The organism is Microbacterium sp. RU1D (assembly GCF_900156435.1).
In the GTDB taxonomy this organism is placed as follows: domain Bacteria; phylum Actinomycetota; class Actinomycetes; order Actinomycetales; family Microbacteriaceae; genus Microbacterium.
Map to the genome: position 1 here is coordinate 324,499 of NZ_FTPQ01000001.1, position 20,777 is coordinate 345,275.

The 20,777-nt window shown below is 71.2% G+C and carries 17 protein-coding genes; 7 read left to right on the top strand and 10 right to left on the bottom strand.

Going from position 1 to position 20,777, the window contains the following annotated elements; translation table 11 throughout:
- Window positions 1-251: 251 nt before the first annotated feature.
- Window positions 252-1,136, top strand: coding sequence for an ABC transporter ATP-binding protein (locus B0B15_RS01475; protein ID WP_076675069.1), 885 nt, complete (start codon window positions 252-254; stop codon window positions 1,134-1,136).
- The gene (locus B0B15_RS01480; RefSeq protein WP_076672962.1) at window positions 1,133-2,248 is read left to right on the top strand and encodes an ABC transporter permease; all 1,116 of its coding nucleotides are present in this window, start codon (window positions 1,133-1,135) and stop codon (window positions 2,246-2,248) included. Before B0B15_RS01475 ends, B0B15_RS01480 begins: the two co-directional genes overlap by 4 nt.
- 82 nt (window positions 2,249-2,330) lie before the next feature.
- On the opposite strand, the gene B0B15_RS01485 is transcribed toward B0B15_RS01480, so the two are convergent.
- The 3 genes from B0B15_RS01485 to B0B15_RS01495 all read right to left on the bottom strand — a co-directional run bounded on the left by B0B15_RS01485 (window position 2,331) and on the right by B0B15_RS01495 (window position 5,360).
- Window positions 2,331-2,711, bottom strand: coding sequence for a VOC family protein (locus tag B0B15_RS01485; RefSeq protein ID WP_076672963.1), 381 nt, complete (start codon window positions 2,709-2,711; stop codon window positions 2,331-2,333).
- 16 nt (window positions 2,712-2,727) lie between these two features.
- Window positions 2,728-3,450, bottom strand: a complete 723-nt coding sequence (locus B0B15_RS01490; protein WP_076672964.1) for a hypothetical protein — start codon at window positions 3,448-3,450, stop codon at window positions 2,728-2,730.
- Between the two features lie 137 nt (window positions 3,451-3,587).
- On the bottom strand, window positions 3,588-5,360 hold the full coding sequence (locus B0B15_RS01495; RefSeq protein WP_076672965.1) for a glycoside hydrolase family 15 protein: 1,773 nt from the start codon (window positions 5,358-5,360) through the stop codon (window positions 3,588-3,590).
- A gap of 113 nt (window positions 5,361-5,473) precedes the next feature.
- Between B0B15_RS01495 and B0B15_RS01500 the strand changes: the two genes are divergently transcribed.
- From B0B15_RS01500 to B0B15_RS01510, 3 genes are all read left to right on the top strand, one after another.
- Window positions 5,474-6,835 carry a glucose-6-phosphate dehydrogenase gene (locus B0B15_RS01500; RefSeq protein WP_076672966.1) on the top strand — a complete coding sequence of 454 codons (1,362 nt, stop codon included), beginning with the start codon at window positions 5,474-5,476 and terminating at the stop codon, window positions 6,833-6,835.
- 240 nt (window positions 6,836-7,075) lie between these two features.
- Window positions 7,076-7,660, top strand: coding sequence for a nitroreductase family protein (locus B0B15_RS01505; protein ID WP_076672967.1), 585 nt, complete (start codon window positions 7,076-7,078; stop codon window positions 7,658-7,660).
- 186 nt (window positions 7,661-7,846) lie between these two features.
- A complete protein-coding gene (locus tag B0B15_RS01510) occupies window positions 7,847-8,464 on the top strand; it encodes a hypothetical protein (RefSeq protein WP_076672968.1) in 618 nt (205 codons plus the stop codon).
- Window positions 8,465-8,526: 62 nt separating this feature from the next.
- Here B0B15_RS01510 and B0B15_RS01515 read toward each other — a convergent pair whose 3' ends face one another.
- Together B0B15_RS01515 and B0B15_RS01520 are read right to left on the bottom strand one after the other, a co-directional pair.
- Window positions 8,527-10,722 carry an ATP-dependent Clp protease ATP-binding subunit gene (locus B0B15_RS01515; RefSeq protein WP_076672969.1) on the bottom strand — a complete coding sequence of 732 codons (2,196 nt, stop codon included), beginning with the start codon at window positions 10,720-10,722 and terminating at the stop codon, window positions 8,527-8,529.
- 606 nt (window positions 10,723-11,328) lie between these two features.
- Entirely contained in the window at window positions 11,329-12,339 is a 1,011-nt protein-coding gene (locus B0B15_RS01520) for a GlxA family transcriptional regulator (protein ID WP_076672970.1), read from the bottom strand.
- Between the two features lie 87 nt (window positions 12,340-12,426).
- On the opposite strand from B0B15_RS01520, the gene B0B15_RS01525 reads away from it, so the two are divergent.
- Window positions 12,427-12,651, top strand: a complete 225-nt coding sequence (locus B0B15_RS01525) for a hypothetical protein (protein WP_076672971.1) — start codon at window positions 12,427-12,429, stop codon at window positions 12,649-12,651.
- A gap of 171 nt (window positions 12,652-12,822) precedes the next feature.
- On the opposite strand, the gene B0B15_RS01530 is transcribed toward B0B15_RS01525, so the two are convergent.
- The 4 genes from B0B15_RS01530 to B0B15_RS01545 form a co-directional block, all read right to left on the bottom strand.
- Window positions 12,823-14,091 carry a glycosyltransferase gene (locus B0B15_RS01530; RefSeq protein ID WP_076672972.1) on the bottom strand — a complete coding sequence of 423 codons (1,269 nt, stop codon included), beginning with the start codon at window positions 14,089-14,091 and terminating at the stop codon, window positions 12,823-12,825.
- 4 nt (window positions 14,092-14,095) lie between these two features.
- On the bottom strand, window positions 14,096-15,337 hold the full coding sequence (locus B0B15_RS01535) for a glycosyltransferase (RefSeq protein ID WP_076672973.1): 1,242 nt from the start codon (window positions 15,335-15,337) through the stop codon (window positions 14,096-14,098).
- Between the two features lie 301 nt (window positions 15,338-15,638).
- Window positions 15,639-17,801, bottom strand: a complete 2,163-nt coding sequence (locus B0B15_RS01540; RefSeq protein ID WP_256334132.1) for an ABC transporter ATP-binding protein — start codon at window positions 17,799-17,801, stop codon at window positions 15,639-15,641.
- Window positions 17,798-19,525 (bottom strand): ABC transporter ATP-binding protein, encoded by a 1,728-nt coding sequence (locus B0B15_RS01545; RefSeq protein WP_076672974.1) that lies wholly within the window; start codon window positions 19,523-19,525, stop codon window positions 17,798-17,800. The genes B0B15_RS01540 and B0B15_RS01545 overlap by 4 nt, the downstream gene beginning before the upstream one ends.
- Window positions 19,526-19,685: 160 nt before the next feature.
- Here B0B15_RS01545 and B0B15_RS01550 point away from each other — a divergent pair, with 160 nt between their 5' ends.
- Complete coding sequence (locus B0B15_RS01550; protein ID WP_076672975.1) at window positions 19,686-20,279, top strand: hypothetical protein; 594 nt, start codon at window positions 19,686-19,688, stop codon at window positions 20,277-20,279.
- Between the two features lie 17 nt (window positions 20,280-20,296).
- On the opposite strand, the gene B0B15_RS01555 is transcribed toward B0B15_RS01550, so the two are convergent.
- Window positions 20,297-20,740, bottom strand: a complete 444-nt coding sequence (locus B0B15_RS01555) for a heat shock protein transcriptional repressor HspR (RefSeq protein ID WP_076672976.1) — start codon at window positions 20,738-20,740, stop codon at window positions 20,297-20,299.
- Between the last annotated feature and the right edge of the window lie 37 nt (window positions 20,741-20,777).

Below are 20,777 nucleotides of genomic sequence, written 5' to 3' on the forward strand. Positions count from 1 at the left end.
CGCACGGAGCCGGCGCGGCCGGTTGCGGTCCCTCCGACAGGCTCAGGGACCTGATGCCCAGCGAACCGAGGGATCTGAGCCTGCCTCCGCCACCCGCCGGTCCCGGCCCCTTCGACGAGCTCAGGGACCTCGCGAACGAGGACCGCGGGACCCCCTCCCCCGCGAGGCGGAGCGGCATCACCGTCCCGGGACGGAGGCGCGGCGGCATCCCGATCCCTAGCGTGGAAGACAACGAGAAGAAGGGATGCACCGTGCTCGAACTGGACGGCATCACCAAGAGCTACGGCGGTCGCCGCGTGCTCGACGACGTGGGCTTCACCGTCGCCCCCGGGCGGCTGACGGGCTTCGTCGGCGGCAACGGCGCCGGCAAGACCACCACCATGCGCATCGCCCTCGGCGTGCTCGGCAAGGATGCGGGGTCGGTCACCCTCGCCGGCGCGCCGGTCACGGCCGCCGACCGCCGGCGCTTCGGGTACATGCCGGAAGAGCGCGGGCTCTACCCCAAGATGAAGGTCGCCGAGCACATCGCCTACCTGGCCCGCCTGCACGGCTTCTCGAAAGCCGACGCGACGACGAAGGCGACGGCGCTGCTCGAACGCCTCGGACTCGGCGAGCGCCTCGGCGACCTCGTCGAGACCCTGTCGCTGGGCAACCAGCAGCGCGCGCAGATCGCGGCATCCCTCGTCCACGAGCCCGAGGTGCTCATCCTCGACGAGCCGTTCTCGGGCCTCGACCCGCTCGCCGTCGACGTGGTGGCCGGCGTATTGCAGGAGAAAGCCGCGGCCGGAACGGCCGTGCTGTTCTCCTCGCACCAGCTCGACGTCGTCGAGCGCCTGTGCGACGACCTCGTGATCATCGCCGGCGGCACGATCCGCGCCGCGGGGACCCGCGACGACCTCCGCGCCCAGCACGCCACGCACCGCTACGAGCTCGTGTCGCGCAGCGACGCCGGGTGGCTGCGCGAAGAGCCCGGGGTGACGGTCATCGACTTCGACGGCGGCTACGCCCTGTTCGACGCCGACGACGACACCACGGCGCAGCGCGTGCTGCAGGGCGCCGTCTCGCGCGGCGACGTCGCGAGCTTCGCGCCCCAGCGACCGACCCTGGCCGAGATCTTCAAGGAGGTCATCCAGTGAGCACCACCACCCCCACCCGCCGCGCGCCCGGTGAGGCGCTGAGCATCTGGCTCGTCGCCGAGCGAGAGATCGGCTCCAAGCTGCGGAGCAAGGCCTTCGTCATCTCGACCGCGGTGCTCATCCTCGCCGCCCTCGCCTCGGTGCTGTGGGGCGGGTTCACGGCCGGCAACGCCGCGTCCAGCGGCATCCCGGTCGCCGTCACCTCGCAGACCCAGAGCGCCGTCTCGGGCCTCGACGGCCTGGAGGTGACGGTCGCCGACAGCGACGACGCGGCCCGCGCCCTCGTCGCCGACGGCACGGTGGATGCCGCCCTGGTCTCGGGATCGTCGGAGGCGTCGTTCGACTTCACCGTCGTGGTGAAGGACAGCGTGCCCTCGACACTGCTGCAGATGCTGAGCGAGACCCCGCCGGTCGATCGCATCGAGCCCGGGTCGAATGCCGCCGACATCCTGCGGTACTTCATCGCCCTCGCCTTCGGCATCGTGTTCCTCATCGCCGCGACGACCTTCGGCGGCACGATCGCGCAGAGCGTCGTCGAGGAGAAGCAGACGCGCGTGGTCGAGATCCTCATCTCGGCCATCCCCGTGCGGGCCCTGCTGGCGGGTAAGGTGCTGGGCAACACGATCCTCGCGATGGCGCAGATCGTGCTGCTCGCTGCGGTCGCGGTCATCGGGCTCGCGGTGACCGATCAGGCGGGAGTGCTCGACGCCCTCGGCGCCCCCATCGCCTGGTTCGCGATCTTCTTCTTGTTCGGCTTCGTGCTGCTGGCGGCGCTATTCGCCGCGGCCGCCGCGATGGTGTCGCGACAGGAGGACATCGGAGCGACCACCACGCCGATCACGATGCTGATCATGGCCCCGTACTTCCTGGTGATCTTCTTCAACGACAACCCCGTCGTCCTCACCGTGATGTCGTACGTGCCGTTCTCGGCTCCCGTGGGCATGCCGCTGCGCATGTACCTCGGCGACGCGCAGTGGTGGGAGCCGGTGCTGTCGCTGCTCGTCCTGCTCGCCTCGTGCGTCGCGGCCATCGCCGTCGCCGCGCGGATCTACCAGAACTCCCTGCTGCGCATGGGGGCCCGCGTCAAGCTGGCGGACGCGCTGCGGGGCTGACCGGTTCGGGCCCGGTCACGGGGCGGATGGATGCCGTGGCTTCCGGCATCCATCCGCCCTTCTGCGTGCGCGGGTGGGGAGCTCACTCCTCCAGGACGGCGAGCACGTTGCCCGCCGGGTCGCGGAACCACGCGATGAGCGGACCGCCCTCGTGCATGATGCCGCGCGAGTCGGTGGGGATATCGGCGTCGTCGTAGATCTTCGTCTCGACGCCCCGGGCCCGCAGGTCGTCGACGGCCGCGGCGACGTCGGCGACCGGGAAGTTGAGCACCGTGAACGACGCCGGCTCGTGGTGGGGCTTTCCGTAGACGAGGATGCTGCCCCCGGATGCCAGGTGCAGGCGGAGGAAGCCGGATCCCTCGAACACCTCCACGCGGAGACCGAGGGTGTCGGCGTAGAAGCGATGAGCGGCGTCGAGGTCGTCGACCGCGAAGCCGGAGAAGGCGCCGTCGGGCTGGAACATGATGGTTCTCCTTGCATCAGCGCGCCACGTACGCCGTGACGCTGTCGGACAGGCGGATGGGGATGCCGTCGACGGACGACGGGTCGGTGTCGCCGACCGCGACGGTCAGATCGCCGTCGATCCCGAACGCGGCCGACGGACCGGCGCTCCCGGAGGCGCAGCCGACCGACCACGGTCGATTGTCGGATGACGTGAACGTCGCGATGCAGATGCCGTCGCCGTCATCGGGCTGGGCGAGGTAGACGCGGAAGTCGCTGACCGTCGCGACGTACCGGGTGCTGGAGGGGTCGATCCCACTGTCGCGCAGGATGTCGGCGGAGATCACGTCCTCCACCGTCTGCGGGAACGTCAGCTCGGGATAGGCGGCCGACGCGGGGTCGGCGGAAGCCGCGGGCGGGGCGAAGTTGGCGCCGATCGCGATGCCGAGTCCGACGAGCGCCGCGGCCCCGGCGCCGGCCAGAACCCATCGCAGCGCGCGGGGCCGGCGCCCGCTCGCGGCGGTTCCGGGGTGCTCCTGCGGCGCACCCGCGTCCGGACGCTCGGACTCCGAGACGTCGGCCTCCGGTGACGCGGCATCCTTTCCGGGCGGCTCCGGCGCGCCGGCGGCGATCGACGCCGGCTCGGCGCGACGCCGCTCCTCGAGCTCGGCGAGCCGGGAGATCATCTCGGGCGTCGCACTCGCGCCGTCGGCGCCGTAGATCCGCTCGCGCAGACCCCGCAGCTCGACGTCGTCGTCCATGCGATGACTCTATGACCGCGCGGGCCGGTCGGGGCGGGCTCCGCGTTCCCGGTACGCGGCGCAGGGTCTCCGAGCTCGTCGAAGACACCGGAGGCTTCGACGACCTCAGCCACCTCGCCCGCGGACCCGGGGCGGGCTCAGCGCGGGGCCGTGGCCTCCAGGGCGTCGGCGGCACCCACCAGGGCGAGGTGCGACAGCGCCTGGGGGGTGTTGCCTGCCTGGCGACCCGTCATGGGGTCGTACTCCTCCGACAGCAGGCCCAGGTCGTTCGCGGCCCCGGTGAGACGCCGCATGAGCGCCTCGGCGTCGTCTCGACGACCGCTGTGGGCGTACTGACCGACGAGCCAGAACGAGCACGCGAGGAAGGGATGCTCGTCGCCGCTCAGCCCGTCGACCCCGGTCGTGCGGTAGCGCAGCAGCCATCCGTCGGGCATGAGCGTCTGCTCCATGCGCGCGACGGTGGCGAGCATGCGCGGATCGTCGTAGGCGCAGAAGCCCACCTGCGGCAGCACGAGCAGCGAGGCGTCGACCTCGTCGGTGTCGAAGTGCTGCGTGAACCACCCGTCCGCGTGCACCCCGTGCGCGTCGATGTCGGCGCGGACCCGGTCGCGCAGCGTGCGCCAGGTCTCGACGTCGCCGTCGACGCCGTTCTCCTCGACGGCCCGGATGCCACGATCGAACGCCGCCCACACCATCGCGCGGGAGTGGGTGAAGAAGTGCGGGTCGCCGCGCATCTCCCAGATGCTGTTGTCGGGACGGTCGAACCACTGCACCGATTGCGCGAGGAGGGCTCGCTGCAGGCCCCACGAGAACGACGTCTCCGCGACGCCCGCGCGCCGAGCGGCGTCGAGCGCCACCATCACCTCGCCGATCACGTCGGCCTGGTACTGGTCGACCGCGCCGTTGCCGATGCGCACCGGGCTCGCCCCGCCGTAGCCGGGCAGGCTGGTCAGCTCCCGCTCGGGCAGATCGCGCTCCCCCGCGATGCCGTACATGATCTGCACGTCGGCGGGGTCGCCCGCGATGGCCCGCAGCAGCCAGTTGCGCCAGCGGTGCGCGGCGTCGAGGTAGCCGTGCTCGATGTAGGCGCTGAGGGTGAGGGCGGCATCCCGCAGCCAGACGTAGCGGTAGTCCCAGTTGCGCGAGCCCCCGAAGGCCTCGGGCAGTGACGTCGTCGCGGCGGCGACGATCCCGCCGGTCTCGGAATGTGTGAGCGCCCGCAGCACCATCAGCGAGCGGGTCACGAGGGCTGCGTGGCTTCCCGCCGCCTGCACGCGGTCGGCCCATGCCGCCCACCACTCGCGCGTGCGCTCGAGCGCGGCTTCCACGTCGAACGTCGCCGGCGGCTCCTGCCACGACGGGCCCCAGGCCAGCACGGAGTCGACGCTCTCCCCCGCGGCGGTGGTCCACAGCCCCCGGTGGGCGGTGTCGACCGCGATGTGTCGCGGACCGCGCAGGATGACGGCATCCGGACCCGCGACGGCGAGGATGGCGTGGGAGCCGCCCGTGCCCACCTGCCGCACCCACGGCACGGCGCGGGCGTAGTCGAAGCGCAGGCGCACCTCGCTGACGAAGTCGACGGCGCCCGAGACGCCGACGACGCGGCGGACGAGCGCCTCGACGCCCTCGTCGACCGGCATCGCGTCGTACACGTCGGCGATCCCCGTCGCCGTCTCCCAGCGCGTGACGAGAACGAAGGTGTCGCCGTCGTAGCGACGCGTGGCCCGCGCCTCGGGATCGGCCGGCCGCAGCGACCACGAGCCGTGCGACTCGTCGCCGAGCAGCGCGCCGAACATCGACCCGCTGTCGTACCGCGGCAGGCAGAGCCAGTCGACGCTCCCCGCGGCGCAGACGAGGGCGGCGGAGCGGCAGTTGCTGAGGACGGCGTAATCCTCGATCGGAGTCGTCACCCTCGGATCATGACAGGTGGCGCCGACATCGCGGCCGTGGATCCCGATAGTGGCATCCCTGCGCCGGCTGCAAGCACCTCCGGCATGTCGGTGGCGGACGTTACGGTGGCCGCATGGCGGCGGACACCACTCTGATCATCCTGGGCGCTTCGGGCGACCTCACCTCGCGACTGCTCCTGCCGGCCCTCGGCCAGCTGCTGACGCGCGAACCGGGCCGCTCAGTGCGCCTGCACGGCGCGGGCATGGACGACTGGACCGACGAGCACTGGCGCGAAGTGGTGCGCAAGGCCTTCCAGACGATGGATGCCGAGGACGCCTTCCCCATCGTCGAGGAGACGACGTACTCGCAGGCCGACATCACGAAGGCCGACGATCTGCAGAAGCTGCTCGACGACGCCGAGGGCCGCCCCGCGCTCTACTTCGCCGTGCCACCGGCGGTGACCGAGAAGTCGTGTCTCGCGCTCAGCGACGTGAAGATCCCCGACGGCACGGTCCTCGCCCTCGAGAAGCCGTTCGGAACCGACGAGGCCAGCGCGCGCACCCTCAACCGGCAGCTGGCGACGCTCGTACCCGAAGACCAGGTCTTCCGCATCGACCACTTCCTCGGGCGCTCGACCGTCCTCAACCTCCTCGGCGTGCGCTTCGCCAACCGCCTCATGGAGAGCGTCTGGTCTGCCGACGACATCGCCTCGATCCTCATCGACTTCCCCGAGGCGCTCGGCCTCGAGGGTCGCGCCGGCTACTACGACGCCGCGGGCGCCCTGGTCGACATGATCCAGAGCCACCTGCTGCAGGTGATGGCGTTCGTCACCATGGAGCCGCCGTCCGCCCTCGACCAGCTCGATCTGCGCGACGCGACCTCCGCGGTGCTGCGCGCGACCCACGTCTGGGACGACGACCCGGTGAAGAACTCGCGCCGCGCCCGCTACACCGCCGGCGACGTGGGCGAGCGTCACTTCCCCTCCTATGTCGACGAGCCCGGGGTCGACGCCGCGCGCGGCACCGAGACGCTCGCCGAGATGACCGTCGAGGTGCGCACGGCGCGCTGGCAGGGCGTGCCGATCGTCCTGCGTTCAGGCAAGGCGCTCGGCGCCGGAGAACGCGCGGTCACCGTCACGTTCAAGCCCGTCCGACGCCTGCCGGCGGGATTCATCGGCGAGAGCGAGCCGTCGCAGCTCGTCTTCTCCCTCGGCCCCGACACGATGAGCCTCGCCCTGAACGTCAACGGTGCCGACGACCCCCTCGAACTGGAGCGCGTGACGCTCGCCGCCGACCTCGGCGAGGGCGCCCTCAAGGCCTACGGCGAGGTGCTCTCGGGCATCCTCGACGGAGACGCCATGCTCGCCGTGCGCGGCGACGCGGCCGAGCAGTGCTGGCGGATCGTGCAGCCGGTGATCGACGCGTGGCGCAAGGACGAGGTGCCGCTCGACGAGTACCCGGCCGGAACGGCCGGGCCGGCGTCCTGGCGCGCCTGAGCCCACCGAGGCGCGGTGCCGCATGACCGGCACCGCCGCACGTCCCCGGCGACCCGTCCGCACGCTCCTCGCGTGACCGGCGGCACCTGCGCCGCGCGTGCGCCGACACCCCACGGCATCCGTCGAAGCCCGCTCTGCGCAGACGCATGAGGTCACACGGGAACACCCGGCTTGGCATCGGCGTTGGATGGTGCGGGTCAACGGCGTCCCGACATCGTTCTCACCCTCAGGAGTATTTCCATGTCCCACGTTCTCGACCGCACCGCGCAGACCGACGTCCCGATCCTCGACGTCCTGGCCGAGCGCTGGAGCACCCGTGTCTTCGACGCGGAGGCCCCGATCGACGAGGAGGCCCTGCGCGCGGCCCTCGAGGCTGCACGCTGGACCCCGTCGGCGAACAACACGCAGCCGTGGCGCTTCCTGCTCGCCCGTCGTGGAACCGACGCCCACGAGAAGGTCGTTTCTTCGCTCGTCGGCTTCAACCAGGGTTGGGCGCCCGCGGCCGGTGCCCTGCTGGTCATCCTCGCCGAGAACAGCGACGAGGAGGGTAACGCCCGCCCGTGGGCGACGTACGACGCCGGCCAGGCGGCCGCGTTCTTCACGATCGAGGCCCACGCCCGCGGCCTCGCCACGCACACGATGGGCGGCTTCTCCCCCGACGACCTGCGCACCGCCTTCGGCATCGACGACCGCTTCACGCCCGTGACCGTGATCGCGGTGGGCGCGTTCGGCGACGTGGATGCCGCCGACGAGGCCGTCCGCTCGCGCGAGTCCGCACCCCGCGTGCGTCGTCCGCTCGCCGAGTCGCTGCTGCTCGACGCCTGACGCGTCGCTCGGCCGCGGCATCCGTCGCCGGAGTCACCGCGGCCCGGAGGCCGCCCCGCCGCATCCGTCCGCCCTCGTTCCGCATCCGCGGGGCGGGGGCGGACCTGCGTGCCGACGCGTCCCTCACCCGTCGCCCCGTGCGCCGCCGACCGGAGGGGGCACCGCACGGCCGCCTAGCCTCGCGGAGTGACGACCTCCTCCCCCCGTGGCCGAACGGCGCGAGCGCGTCGGCGAGCCGTCGGCAGTCACAGCCCGGGGTCCCGCCTGCTCCACCTCGCCCTGTCCCCGGCGATCGCGATCTTCGCGGCCGCCGCTGCGGGCCTGCCGGTGTACGTGTTCCCCCCGCAGGGCGACCCGACGGATGCCGACCTCGTCTACGTCATCGGTCCGCCCGAGCAGCAGCGGCTCGCCCTCGCCGCGGCGATCCGCGCCGTCGACTCTCACGCGCCCCTGTTGATCTCGGTCTCCGACTCCCGCGCCGGCCGCGGCGAGCAGCGCTTCGATGCGTCCACGCTCGAGGTGTGCCGTCGACGCGGGGTGACCTGCGCGACCCCGGACCCGTTCACCACCGCCGGTGAGACCCGACTCCTCCGCCACTACGCGACGGAGCACGACACGGGCAGGACCGTGGTCGTCACCTTCACGCCGCACGTGGCCCGGACCCGCTTCATCTTCGCGAAGTGCTACGCCGGTGACGTCACCGTGGTGGGCGTCGACACCGACCTGACGCTCCTCGACTGGGTGTACGAGTACGCGTACCAGAGCGCGGCCTTCGTCAAGGCCTGGTTCTCGCCCTGCCCCTGACCGGGCGCGGAAACGCGGAAGGGGATGCCGCGCCTCCCGCGCGGCACCCCCTCCCGTTCGCACTACTCGACGATCTCGGCCTCGATCACGTCGTCGTCGGGCTCCTCGGTCGCGGGTCCGGTGCTCACCAGCATCAGCGAATCCCCGTCGCTGGCCACGTCGACCTTGACCAGGTCGCCGTCGCGCACCGTGCCGGCGAGGATCGCCATCGCCAGGCGGTCCTGGATCTCGGACTGGATCAACCGGCGCAGCGGCCGGGCGCCGTACACCGGGTCGTAGCCGCGTTCGGCGAGCCACGACCGCGCGTCGGGGGTGACCGCCAGGGTCAGCCGACGCTCGCGCAGGCGCTTGTGCAGGGCGTCGACGGCGAGCTCCACGATCTGCGCGAGGTCGTCCTGGCTCAGGGCCTGGAAGATCACGATGTCGTCGAGGCGGTTCACGAACTCGGGCTTGAACGCCTGGCGCACCAGCGCCTGCACCTGCTCCCGCTTCGCATCCATCGACATCGTCGGATCGATGAGGATCGGCGAGCCGAGGTTGCTGGTGAGGATCAGGATGACATTCGTGAAATCGACCGTGCGGCCCTGGCCGTCGGTCAGGCGACCGTCGTCCATGACCTGCAGCAGCACGTCGAACACCTCGGGGTGGGCCTTCTCGACCTCGTCCAGCAGCACGACGCTGTAGGGGCGCCGGCGCACGGCCTCCGTCAGCTGACCGCCGGCCTCGTACCCGACGTACCCCGGAGGGGCACCGACCAGGCGCGAGACGGAGTGCTTCTCGCCGTACTCCGACATGTCGATGCGCACCATGGCGTGCTCGTCGTCGAAGAGGAAGTCGGCGAGCGACTTCGCGAGCTCCGTCTTGCCGACGCCCGTGGGGCCGAGGAACAGGAAGGAGCCGACCGGGCGGTTCGGGTCGCTGATGCCCGCGCGCGAGCGGCGCACCGCGTCGGACACCGCCTTCACGGCATCCTTCTGCCCGATCAGGCGCTTGCCGAGCTCGCGCTCGAGGTGCAGCAGCTTCTCGGTCTCGCCCTGCAGCAGGCGGCCGACCGGGATGCCGGTCCACGCGGCGATGACCGCCGCGATGTCCTCATCGGTGACCTGATCGTTGACCATGCGGTCGCCGGCGGGCTCCTCGCGCTCGGCCACCATGAGCTCGCGCTCGAGGGCCGGGATCTCGGCGTAGAGCAGCCGCGAGGCTCGCTCGAGGTTGCCCTCGCGCTGCGCGCGCTCGGCATCCACGCGGGCGGCGTCGAGGCGGGTCTTCAGCTCACCCACGCGGTTCAGCGAGGCGCGCTCGCGCTCCCACCGGGCCTGCAGCTCGTCGAGCTTGGACTGCTCGGCGGCGAGGGTCTCGCGCAGCGCGGCGAGGCGTTCCTTCGACGCGTCGTCCTTCTCCTTCTTCAGCGCGAGCTCTTCGAGCTTGAGGCGGTCGACGTGCCGACGCAGTTCGTCGATCTCCAGCGGGGCGGAATCGATCTCCATGCGCAGCCGGGATGCCGCTTCGTCGATCAGGTCGATGGCCTTGTCGGGCAGCTGGCGCGAGGGGATGTACCGGTTCGACAGCGCCGCGGCGGCGACCAGCGCGGCATCCGCGATGGCGACCTTGTGGTGCGCCTCGTAGCGCTCCTTGAGGCCGCGGAGGATCGCGACGGTGTCCTCGACGGTGGGCTCGCCGACGTACACCTGCTGAAAGCGGCGCTCGAGGGCGGCATCCTTCTCGATGAACTCGCGGTACTCGTCGAGCGTGGTCGCGCCGATCAGGCGCAGCTCACCGCGGGCGAGCATGGGCTTGAGCATGTTGCTGGCCGCGACCGAGCCCTCGCCGCCGCCCGCACCCATGAGCACGTGCAGCTCGTCGATGAAGGTGATGATGCGCCCGTCGGACTCCGTGATCTCCTTGAGGACGCTCTTGAGGCGCTCCTCGAACTGTCCGCGGTACATCGCGCCGGCGACGAGCGCCGAGATGTCGAGCGAGACGAGCTCTTTGTTCTTGAGGCTCTCGGCGACGTCGCCCGCGACGATGCGCTGGGCGAGCCCTTCGACGACGGCGGTCTTGCCGACGCCGGGTTCGCCGATGAGCACGGGATTGTTCTTCGTGCGTCGGGTGAGCACCTGGCTGACGCGGCGGATCTCGCCGTCGCGTCCGATCACGGGGTCGAGCTTGCCCTGGCGGGCCCGGTCGGTGAGGTTGATGCCGAATTGCTCGAGGGCGCTGCGCGCGTCCTCCTGCCCCGGCTGTTGTGTGGCGTTCATGTGTTCTCCTGGAAGTGTGTCCGCTTCGCTCAAACTTGAGCGGCGTTGACTCAAGTTTAGCAGCGCAGCGACTCGAGGGCAATGGATGCCGCAACCCCGCGCGCTGCGGCGGCACGCGCGAGTGCGTCAGCACGAGCGAGTGCGTCGGCACGAGCTTGGGCAGGTGTTCGCAATCGTCCGGCGCCCCACCGCCCGCCACGCGCGTCACCGGCCCGCCCGGAGCCTGCATTCGCGGCCCACCCGGAGCGCACGCCGACGGCCCCCGCGACGCCTGCGATGCCGACGCACCTGGCGCACATGCCGCCGGTCCGCCCGAAGCGCCGAGATCACGCGATGCGCACGAAATCACCCGCTTTTCTCGCCGACATCGTGTCATCTCGGCAGATAGGGCCGATCTCGGCATGCACCCGCCCCGGCGCAACCCCCGCCGGCATCCGACCGCGCCGACTCAACCCGCGCCGGCAGGGACCGCGCCGACTTAACCCGCGCCGGCAGGGACCCATGCTGGCACGACCCGCGCGGATACGACCCGCGCCGACGGGCGCCGCACCGAGCGAGACCGACAGGCACCGCGACGGCGACCTGGCGCCGAGAGGCCGCCATCGCTCAGACCGGAACCGCCTCCGGCGCGGGAACGGATGCCGGCACCCCGGCCCGCACGTCGGCCTCCGCGCACGAGAAGCGGGCGCGGTACGCCGTGGGCGTCAGCCCCATCGTGCGGGCGAAGTTCTGTCGCAGCACCGCCGCCGACCCGAAGCCGCACTCCGCGGCGATGCGGTCGAGGCCGAGGTCGGTCTCCTCCAGCAGGCGCTGCGCGTGGAGCAGTCGCTGCCGCGCGAGCCACGCGGCCGGAGTGGCGCCAAGGTCGGCCTTGAACCGCCGGGCGAAGGTGCGCGGCGACATGTGGGCGCGGGCGGCGAGGCGGTCGACCGAGAGTTCGGCATCCAGGTTCTGCAGCATCCACTCGGTCACCGGGGCGAGCGAGAGCGAGGTGTCGACCGGAATGGGCGAGGCGATGAACTGCGCCTGACCGCCGTCGCGCTGCGGGGCGACGACCATGCGCCGCGCGATGCGGTTCGCCAGCTCGGAGCCGAGCTCCTGCCGGAGCAGGTGGAGGCAGGCATCGAGGCCCGCGGCCGTGCCGGCGCTGGTGATGATGGTGCCCGACTGCACGTAGAGCACGTCGGGATCGACGTCGATCTGCGGATACATGCGCGCCATCGTGTCGGCGTAGCGCCAGTGCGTGGTCGCGCGCTTGCCGTCGAGAACCCCGGATGCCGCGATCACGAACGATCCGCTGCACACGCTGAGCAACCACGCGCCGCGGGCGTGCGCTGCGCGGACCACCTCGAGGACCCGCTCATCGACCCTGTCCCACTGCGCGCGCGGGATGGGCGCGAGCACGAGGATGTCGACGTCGGCGGCGGCATCGAGACCGTGGTCGACGTTGATCGAGAAGCCGATGTTCGACGGCACGACCCCCGGATCGGGGGCCACGATGCGGAAGTCGAAGTTCGGGATGCCGTCGTCGCTGCGGTCGAGACCGAACGCCTCGCACGCGAGACCGAACTCGAACGGGGCGAACCCGGGTTGGACGACGACGGCGACCGAGCGCATGCACACCTCCGGTGTGGCAGAAATCTTGCGGTGTGCGTCCATCATGCCACTCGTGGGCATGATTCCTCTACCCGTAGCTTTCCTGCCATGGCTTACTTCATCGCTCTCGGCATCCTGTCCCTCGTCGGTATCGTCGGCACCGCCTGGCTCGTGCGCACCGACGGCTACGGCCGCATCCCCACCGACCCGTCCCGCGTGCCGCCGCGCGAGAGGGACGACGCCGCACCCGCCGCGTCGGTCGCGCAGCCGGCGAAGCCCACGACCACGACGGCGACGATCTCCCTCGCGCAGACCGGCAGCCGCCTGGCCTGACGGCCGACCGGCCCGTCGCCCCGGACACGACGGCGGGCCGCACCCGCGACACACCGGCCCCCGGTCGCCGCACCGCGGCGTGTCGCACGAGGCACCCGCCGTCGTGCACCACGGCCGCCGCCCCGCACCGTCGCCGCGGTCGCAAGCGCGCGCGCCGGGGACGGCGATCCGTCAGCGACCCGCGGCGACCGCCCGCTCGTACACGGCGACCATCGCCGCGGTGCGCGATGACTGGCGGAACCGCTCGGCGATCGACGACTCGGGGCGCACGGGCGAGCCCGCGGCGATGTCGGCGGCCGCGCGACGCAGGGTCTCCGCGAGCGCGGCGACCGTGGCATCCGCCACCGTCCACGTCCCTCCCCCGAGCTCGGCGGCGATGTCCGGATCGGTGACCACGGCGGGTGTGCCGAGGGAGGCGGCTTCGAAGACCGTCATGCCCTGCGTTTCGAACCCGATCGAGGTCTGCACCACCGCGTCGGCGTCGGCGAGGCGCGCGAGCGTCTCGGCGTAGGGCAGCCGCCCCGCGAAGGTCACGCGGGCCCCAGGTCGCCTGCGTTCGACGAGGCGCTGCGCGGCCTTGAGCTGCGCGCCCCCTCCGATGATCTCGACGTCGGCGTCGATCCCGGATGCCACGACGGCCTCGAGGAAGGGGAGCAGACGCTTCTCGGGGCTCATCCGGCCGAGCCACACGAAACGCGGGCGTCCGGGGCGGCGCGTGGACGCACCGAACGCCAGGGCGGCGTCGAGCACGTCGTCGTCGATGCCGTTCCAGATGACGTCCACCGACGGCGCCACCCCGTGCCGCTCCAGGCGGCGGGCGAAGTGACCGGACGGTGCCGTCACGGCGCGCGAGAGGCGCGCGAGCCGGTGCAGGAAGGCCCACCCGTCGACGCGCGATGCCGGAACGTTCGGCGAGGATCCGCCAGGGTCCGTAGAACCGCGCGGATCGGCGCCGACCCCGTGCGAGGAGCCGCCGCCCTGACGAACGGCGGGCAGCGCCCGGCGAGCCCAGGCGTTGAGGGCGCGGAGCACCAGCCCCGGGAAGGGCGCGGTCGCCTCGATCCCGACGTCGACGCGGTTGTGCATCGTGTGCACGACCGGCAGCCCGTGTCGCGCGGCGAAGCGGTGGCCGATGAAGGCCCCCCAGAAGTCGGCCTGCACGTGCACGACGTCGACCGGCAGACGCGCGCCCATCTCGGCATCCAGGAATCGATCCGTCCGCGAGCCGGGCCAGGTCAACGCGTATTCGCGGTCGGGCGTGATCGCGATCGACGGCAGGTCGAGGTACGCCGGATCATCGGATGCCGGACGATGCAGGCGCGGGGCGACGACGGTGACGACGTGACCGGCGCGTTCGAGGAAGCGCTTCTGCAGCCGCATCGACACCTGCGCGCCACCCAGCGACTCGAGGTGCTGGTCGGCGAACATCACCACGTGCACGCGGTCACTCCGGCAGCGGGCGACCGCGATACAACGCTTCGAAGGTGTCGAGGGTGCGGGTGATGTCGTGCACGGCGACCTCGTCGAGCGACGCCTGCTGCATGCGCCGGCGCTCGTCGGGCGACGCGGTGAGCACGTCCGTCAGGCGCGCGGCGAGTTCGTCGGCGTCGCCCGGGGTGAAGAGGTACCCGTTCTCCCCCTCGTGCACGAGGTGCGGCAGAGCGACGGCGTTGGCGGCGACGATGGGCAGACCGGATGCCATCGCCTCCATCGTCGCGATCGACTGCAGCTCGGCGATCGAGGCGATCGCGAAGACGCTGGCGCGCGAGTACAGGTCGCGGAGGTCGTCGTCGGACGCATGGCCGTGGAACGTGACGCGCTTCGCGACGCCGAGCTGCTCGGCGAGCGCCTCGAGCTTGGCGCGCTGGTCGCCGCCGCCGACGATGTCGAAGGTGACGTCGAGCGCGGGATCGAGTTTGGCGAGCGCCGCCAGCACCACGTCGATGTGCTTCTCGGTGGTCAGTCGACCGACGAAGAGAATGCGGTTCGCGTCGCGCGGGGTGAGATCGGGGCGGTAGTTCGACCGGTCGATGCCGCAGGAGATCGGGATGACGCCGTCGATGTCGATGGTCGATTCCAGGAAGTCGGCCGCCTTGCGCGTGGGCGTGGTGACGGCGCGCGTCATCTTGAACGTGCGCTCGGCGTCGGCCCATGCGAGCTTGACGAAGATGCGGTCGAGCCAGTCGGGGAGGGTCGTGAAGTCGAGGATGTTCTCGGCCATCACGTGGTTGGTCGCCACGACCGGGATGCCGCGCTTGCGTGCCTCGCGGGCGAGGCCGCGGCCGATCACGATGTGCGACTGGATGTGCACGACGTCGGGCTTGACCTCGTCGAGGACGATGCGGGCGTAGTGCTTCGACCGCCACGGCAGGACGTAGGTGATCCAGTCGTGCGGCAGGAATCGGAAGGCCGGGAGCCGGTGCATCATCATCGGCTGCCCCTCGATCGTCTCGATCGCGGTGCCGGCGTTGCGGTGGCCGACGCTCGGAGCGGCGACGTGCACGTCGTGGCCGCGTGCGACCAGACCCGCCGCGAGACGCTCGGCGAACCGGGCCGCCCCGTTCACGTGCGGCAGGAAGGTGTCGGCGCCGATGAGGATCTTCAGCGGGCGGTCGGCGGACGCGGACGAGCCGGAAGACTCAGCGGCGGGCGCGGGGTTGTCGGCGGGCGTCGCAGGAGTGGTCACGTGTGGTGAGGCCTATCTGTGCGGCGGGCGGTTCGCACGGTTCCGTGCGGTGCGTGCGTCCGTCCACTGTACCCGGGCGGGTTTTCCCCACCCGGGAGGCGCTCGCAGGCAGGGCGGGTGAACCGGCGGGGCACGGGTGCGCCGGCGGAGGTCAGGGCGCCGGCACCGGCAGAGACGGGGCGAGCCGGAGGGGGCGCGGTGGGCCGCGGGGCGACAGCGGGGACGGTCTGCGAGCTGGGCGACCGCCTCTGTAGCGGTCGACGCGCGACGCTCGACGAAGGGGGCCGGGGACAGCGCCCCCTCAGCGACCGTCCGGTGACGGGGAACCATTCGCCGGACGCGGCGGTCCATCGACTCCGGCCGGGACCACGACCTCGGATGCCGCCGCCGCCATCGCCGAGACCACCTCGCTGTCGCCGGTGACCGGCGTGTGCTGCGATGCGCCGGAGTGCTCCGGCTCCGCCCCCGAGACGTCGAGGTCGGCTGCGGCTTGCTCGAACTGCGACCGGTAGAGCCGGTAATACGCCCCCTGCGCGGCGATGAGCTCGTCGTGCGTGCCCTTCTCGACGATGTCGCCGTGCTCCATCACGAGGATGAGGTCGGCGTCGCGGATCGTGGAGAGGCGGTGCGCGATGACGAATGACGTGCGGCCTTCGCGCAGCGCCGCCATCGCCTGCTGCAACAGCAGTTCGGTGCGCGTGTCGACGGAGGAGGTCGCCTCGTCGAGGATCAGCACCGACGGCCGCGCCACGAATGCTCGCGCGATGGTGATGAGCTGCTTCTCGCCCGCCGAGACGTTGGCCGCGTCTTCGTCGAGGACGGTGTCGTAGCCCTCGGGGAGGGAGTGGACGAACTGGTCGACGCGCGTGGCCACCGCGGCCTCGACGATCTCGTCGTCGGTCGCGCTCTCGCGGCCGTAGCGGATGTTGTCGCGGATGGAGCCCGCGAACAGCCACGGGTCCTGCAGCACCATGCCCGTGCGTGAACGCACGTCGTCGCGGCGCAGCTCGGCGATGTTTTGACCGTCGAGGAGGATCCGCCCGCCGTCGAGCTCGTAGAACCGCATGATGAGGTTCACCAGCGTGGTCTTGCCCGCGCCGGTGGGGCCGACGATGGCCACGGTCTGGCCCGGCTCGACGCGGAACGACAGGTCGGTGATGAGCGGCCGCTCCGGCGTGTACGAGAACCGCACGTTCTGGAACTCGATGACGCCTCGACCCTCGGGGGCGTCGGGGGCGTCGACCGCGTCGGCCTCCTGCTCGTGGGCGTCGAGGAGCGCGAAGACGCGTTCCGCCGAAGCCGTGCCCGACTGGACGACGGCCGCCATGCCGCCCAGCTGCGACAGCGGCTGCGTGAACTGCTGCGAGTACTGGATGAAGGCCTGCACGTCACCGAGCCGGATCTGTCCACCCGCCACCATGAGGCCGCCGAGGACGGCGATGCCGACGTAGGTGAGGTTTCCGATGAACATCATGCCGGGCATGATCATGCCGGAGAGGAACTGCGCCTTGAAGCTCGCCTGGAAGAGCTCTTCGTTCTCGAGCTCGAACTTCTCGCGCGCGTCCTTCTCGCGTCCGTAGACCTTGACCAGCGCGTGGCCGGAGAACGACTCCTCGACGCGGGCGTTGAGGCGGCCGACCTTCTTCCACTGCTCGCCGAAGGCCTTCTGCGACTTGGGGCCGATGACGCCGAAGATGACGGCCATGAGCGGCAGCGACACCAGAGCCACGAGCGCGAGCTGCCACGAGATCGTGAACATCATGATGAGCACGCCGACGACCGTCAGCACCGACGTCAGCGCGCTCGAGAGCGACTGCTGCATGGTCTGGGTGATGTTGTCGATGTCGTTCGTCACGCGCGAGATCAACTCGCCGCGCTGCACCTTGTCGAAGTACGACAGGGGCAGACGGTTGATCTTCGCCTCGACGTCTTCGCGGAGCCGCCACATCGTGCGCACCATGATCACGTTGATGACGTAGCCCTGGATCCACGACAGCAGCGACGATCCCACGTAGATCGCGAGCACGGTGACGATCACGACGCGCAGCGCGTCGAAGTCGACGCCCGCGCCGACCTGGAAGGAGTTCATCGCCGAGACGATGTTCGCGACGTCGGTCTGCCCCGACGCGCGCAGCGCCTCGACGACGGCTTCCTTGGACGTGCCGGCGGGGAAGGCCTCGCCCAAGCCGCGCGACACGACGCCCTCGAAGATGATGTTGGTCGCGTCTCCCAGCACGCGCGGCGCGAGAACGGCGAGCACCACTCCGAGAGCACCGAGCGCGGAGACCAGACCGAAGGCCCACGCGTAGGGACGGAGGAGTCCGATCAGACGCCGGAAGCTGGGCCCGAACGCCGCGGCCTTGCCGGGGGCGACGCTGTTCCAGTCGCCGGAGTTCTGCCGCGCCTGCTCGGCGAGCTCGAGCTCGGCGCGGTCTTCGTCGGTGAGGGCGTCGGGCGCGCTCATGCTTCCACTCCCAGCTGCGATTCAACGATCTCCCGATACGTGGGACTCGTGCGCAAGAGCTCGTCGTGCGTGCCGAGTCCGGCCATGCGTCCGTCTTCGAGGACGACGATGCGGTCGGCCCCGGTGATGGTGGACACGCGCTGAGCGACCACGATCTTCGTCACCTCGGGCAGCTCCTGCCACAGGGCGGCCCGCAGGCGCGCATCGGTGGTCAGGTCGAGCGCGGAGAACGAGTCGTCGAAGACCAGCACGCGGGGCCGATGCACGATCGCCCGCGCGATCGCGAGGCGCTGCCGCTGACCGCCCGAGACATTGGTGCCGCCCTGGGCGATGCGCCCCTCGAGCTTGCCGTCCATGGCCTCGACGAAGTCGCGCCCCTGCGCGATCTCGAGGGCGCGCCACAACTCGTCGTCGGTGGCGTCCTCCCGTCCGAACCGCAGATTGGATGCCACGGTGCCGCTGAAGAGGAACGGCCGCTGCGGCACGAGGCCGATGCCCTTCCACAACTCGTCGAGATCGGCTTGGCGCACGTCGACACCGCCGACGCGCACCGCGCCACCCGTGACGTCGAACAGGCGCGGGATGAGGGAGACGAGCGTGGTCTTGCCCGACCCCGTCGACCCGACGATCGCGACGGTCTCGCCCGGATCGGCGCGGAAGGTGACGCCCGCCACGACCGGCGCCTCCGCGCCCGGATAGGCGAACGACACGTCGTCGAACTCGACGGCGCCGGCCTCGGGGAACGACCGCACGGGATCGTCGGGACGGTGCAGCGTCGACCTGCTGTCGAGCACCTCGCCGATGCGCTCGGCCGACACCGCGGCGCGCGGGATCATCACGGTCATGAAGCTCGCCATGAGCACGCCGCCGAGGATCTGCGCGACGTACTGGATGAAGGCGAAGAGGGTGCCGATCTCGACCCCGCCGGCGTCCACCTGGATGCCGCCGAACCAGATCACCCCGACGACGGTGACGTTGAGCACGAGCATCGCCAGCGGGAACAGCAGCACGAAGAGGGAGCCGACCTTGCGGCCCACCACGAGGATGTCGGTGTTGGCCCGCCGGAAGCGCTCCTCTTCGATGCGCTCGCGCACGAACGCCCGGACGACGCGCACACCCGTGAGCTGCTCGCGCATGACCCGGTTCACGCCGTCGAGCTTCGACTGGTAGCTGCGGAACAGGGGCACCATGCGCGCGATGATGAGACCGGCCGCGACCAGCAGCACGGGGACGGCGACGGCGATCAGCCAGCTGAGCCCGACGTCTTGCTGGAGCGCCATGATGACGCCGCCGACGGCGAGGAGCGGCGCGCTGACGAGCATGGTGGCGCCCATCATCGCGAGCATCTGCACCTGCTGCACGTCGTTGGTGTTGCGGGTGATGAGGGATCCGGCGCCGAACTGCGACAGCTCGCGCTCGGAGAATCCGCTCACGCGCTCGAAGACGTCGCGGCGTATGTCGCGGCCGGCGGCCATGGCCGCGCGCGCCGCGAAGTAGGTGGCGATGACGGATGCCACGATCTGACCCAGCGAGATGGCGAGCATGAATCCGCCGCGCGACCAGATGAAGCCCGTGTCGCCCCGTGCGACGCCGAGGTTGATGATGTCGGCGTTCAAGCGCGGCAGGTAGAGCGTCGCCAGGGCGGACGCGGCCTGGAAGATCAGGATGGCGACCAGCAGCCAGCGGTACCGCGACAGATAGCGCATGAGGAGTTTGCCGAGCACGGGACCTCCGGGTGTTCGAGTGCGGTCGCGATGACCGCAGATCCCAGCCTGGCACCGACCTCCGACATCGGCGACCCTTTCGCGCGTGGGAGCGTTCTCTGCTCGCGAACGCCGACATCCGGCATCCCTCTCCCAGGGGGCGGATCGTAGGCTGTGGAGCATGTCCCGACTGCAGGCCGACGCCCCCGCCGACCTCTGGGTGCCGATGACCGGTTCCCTCGGATTCCGTGGCCGACGCCACCGCAAGGCGGCCATCGGCATGCTGCTGAGCCAGGCGAACCAGGCGACGGGCGCGGCACCGCGCCCCGGCGGCGGCGCCTTCGCGTGGATCCTGAGTCAGGCGGCTCCACTGCTCATGCGGCGCGCGGCCGGACGCGTGCTCGTGTGGGTGTGGAAGAGCGACCCCGAATTGCTGGTCGTGATGGCGCAGCTGCAGGAGGCGACGCCCCAGCTGCGCACGGCCCGCGCCATGATGCCCATGGAGTACGACGACACCGAGTCGTTCCGGAACCCCTACCTGGGCGTGGGCGAGAAGCTGGCGATGCCGCTGCCGAGTGACGCGAAGACCCCGCCGTTCGCCACCTACACCTGGGACACCGGCTCGCACTTCGTCACCGTCACCGCGGTCTGCGCGGATCGTGAGCGCTTCGGCACGGTGATCGGCGCGGTGGATGACGTCGCCCGCACGCTCCGCGTGGTCGACGATCTGCAGGTCGGCGAGTCGCCGACCGTGCTGCGAATCGATCCGGCCTGACCCGCGACCGGCCCGCCTCAGTCGTCGTGCTCGAACGGGCCCAGCGGACGCCACAGCACCACGTCGGTCGCGCGACGCACGCGCGCGCCGTGGCGCAGGGTCACGACCGAACCGGTCGCGCCCGCCGCGAAGACACGCGCACCGGGTCGCGACTGCCGCTCGACCGAGAGCTGACGCTCGAGGTCGTTCACCCGACGGGCGAGTTCGTGCACGCGTTCCTCGAGGGCGAGCAGGCGGGCGATGGCGGGCAGGCTCATGCCCTCGGCCGAGAGGCGCGCGACCTCCCGCAGCTGCTGCACGTGGCGGCTGGAGTACCGCCGCGAACCGCCCTGGGTGCGCGCGGGCACCACGAGACCGAGGCGGTCGTACTGCCGCAGCGTCTGCGGGTGCATGTTCGACAGTTCCGCCGCGGCGGCGATGGCGAAGATCGGGGCGTCCTCGTCGATCTCTCTATCTGCCACGTCTCACCTTCTTCCGTCGTGGCGGGTGCGGCGCCGG

Bases quoted from the DNA above. Each gene is read 5' to 3' on its own strand.
- B0B15_RS01515 (WP_076672969.1), bottom strand. From the start codon at position 10,722: ATGAACGCCACACAACAGCCGGGGCAGGAGGACGCGCGCAGCGCCCTC.
- B0B15_RS01490 (WP_076672964.1), bottom strand. From the start codon at position 3,450: ATGGACGACGACGTCGAGCTGCGGGGTCTGCGCGAGCGGATCTACGGC.
- B0B15_RS01520 (WP_076672970.1), bottom strand. From the start codon at position 12,339: ATGCGCTCGGTCGCCGTCGTCGTCCAACCCGGGTTCGCCCCGTTCGAG.
- B0B15_RS01500 (WP_076672966.1), top strand. From the start codon at position 5,474: ATGGCGGCGGACACCACTCTGATCATCCTGGGCGCTTCGGGCGACCTC.
- B0B15_RS01485 (WP_076672963.1), bottom strand. From the start codon at position 2,711: ATGTTCCAGCCCGACGGCGCCTTCTCCGGCTTCGCGGTCGACGACCTC.
- B0B15_RS01550 (WP_076672975.1), top strand. From the start codon at position 19,686: ATGTCCCGACTGCAGGCCGACGCCCCCGCCGACCTCTGGGTGCCGATG.
- B0B15_RS01540 (WP_256334132.1), bottom strand. From the start codon at position 17,801: ATGAGCGCGCCCGACGCCCTCACCGACGAAGACCGCGCCGAGCTCGAG.
- B0B15_RS01505 (WP_076672967.1), top strand. From the start codon at position 7,076: ATGTCCCACGTTCTCGACCGCACCGCGCAGACCGACGTCCCGATCCTC.
- B0B15_RS01525 (WP_076672971.1), top strand. From the start codon at position 12,427: ATGGCTTACTTCATCGCTCTCGGCATCCTGTCCCTCGTCGGTATCGTC.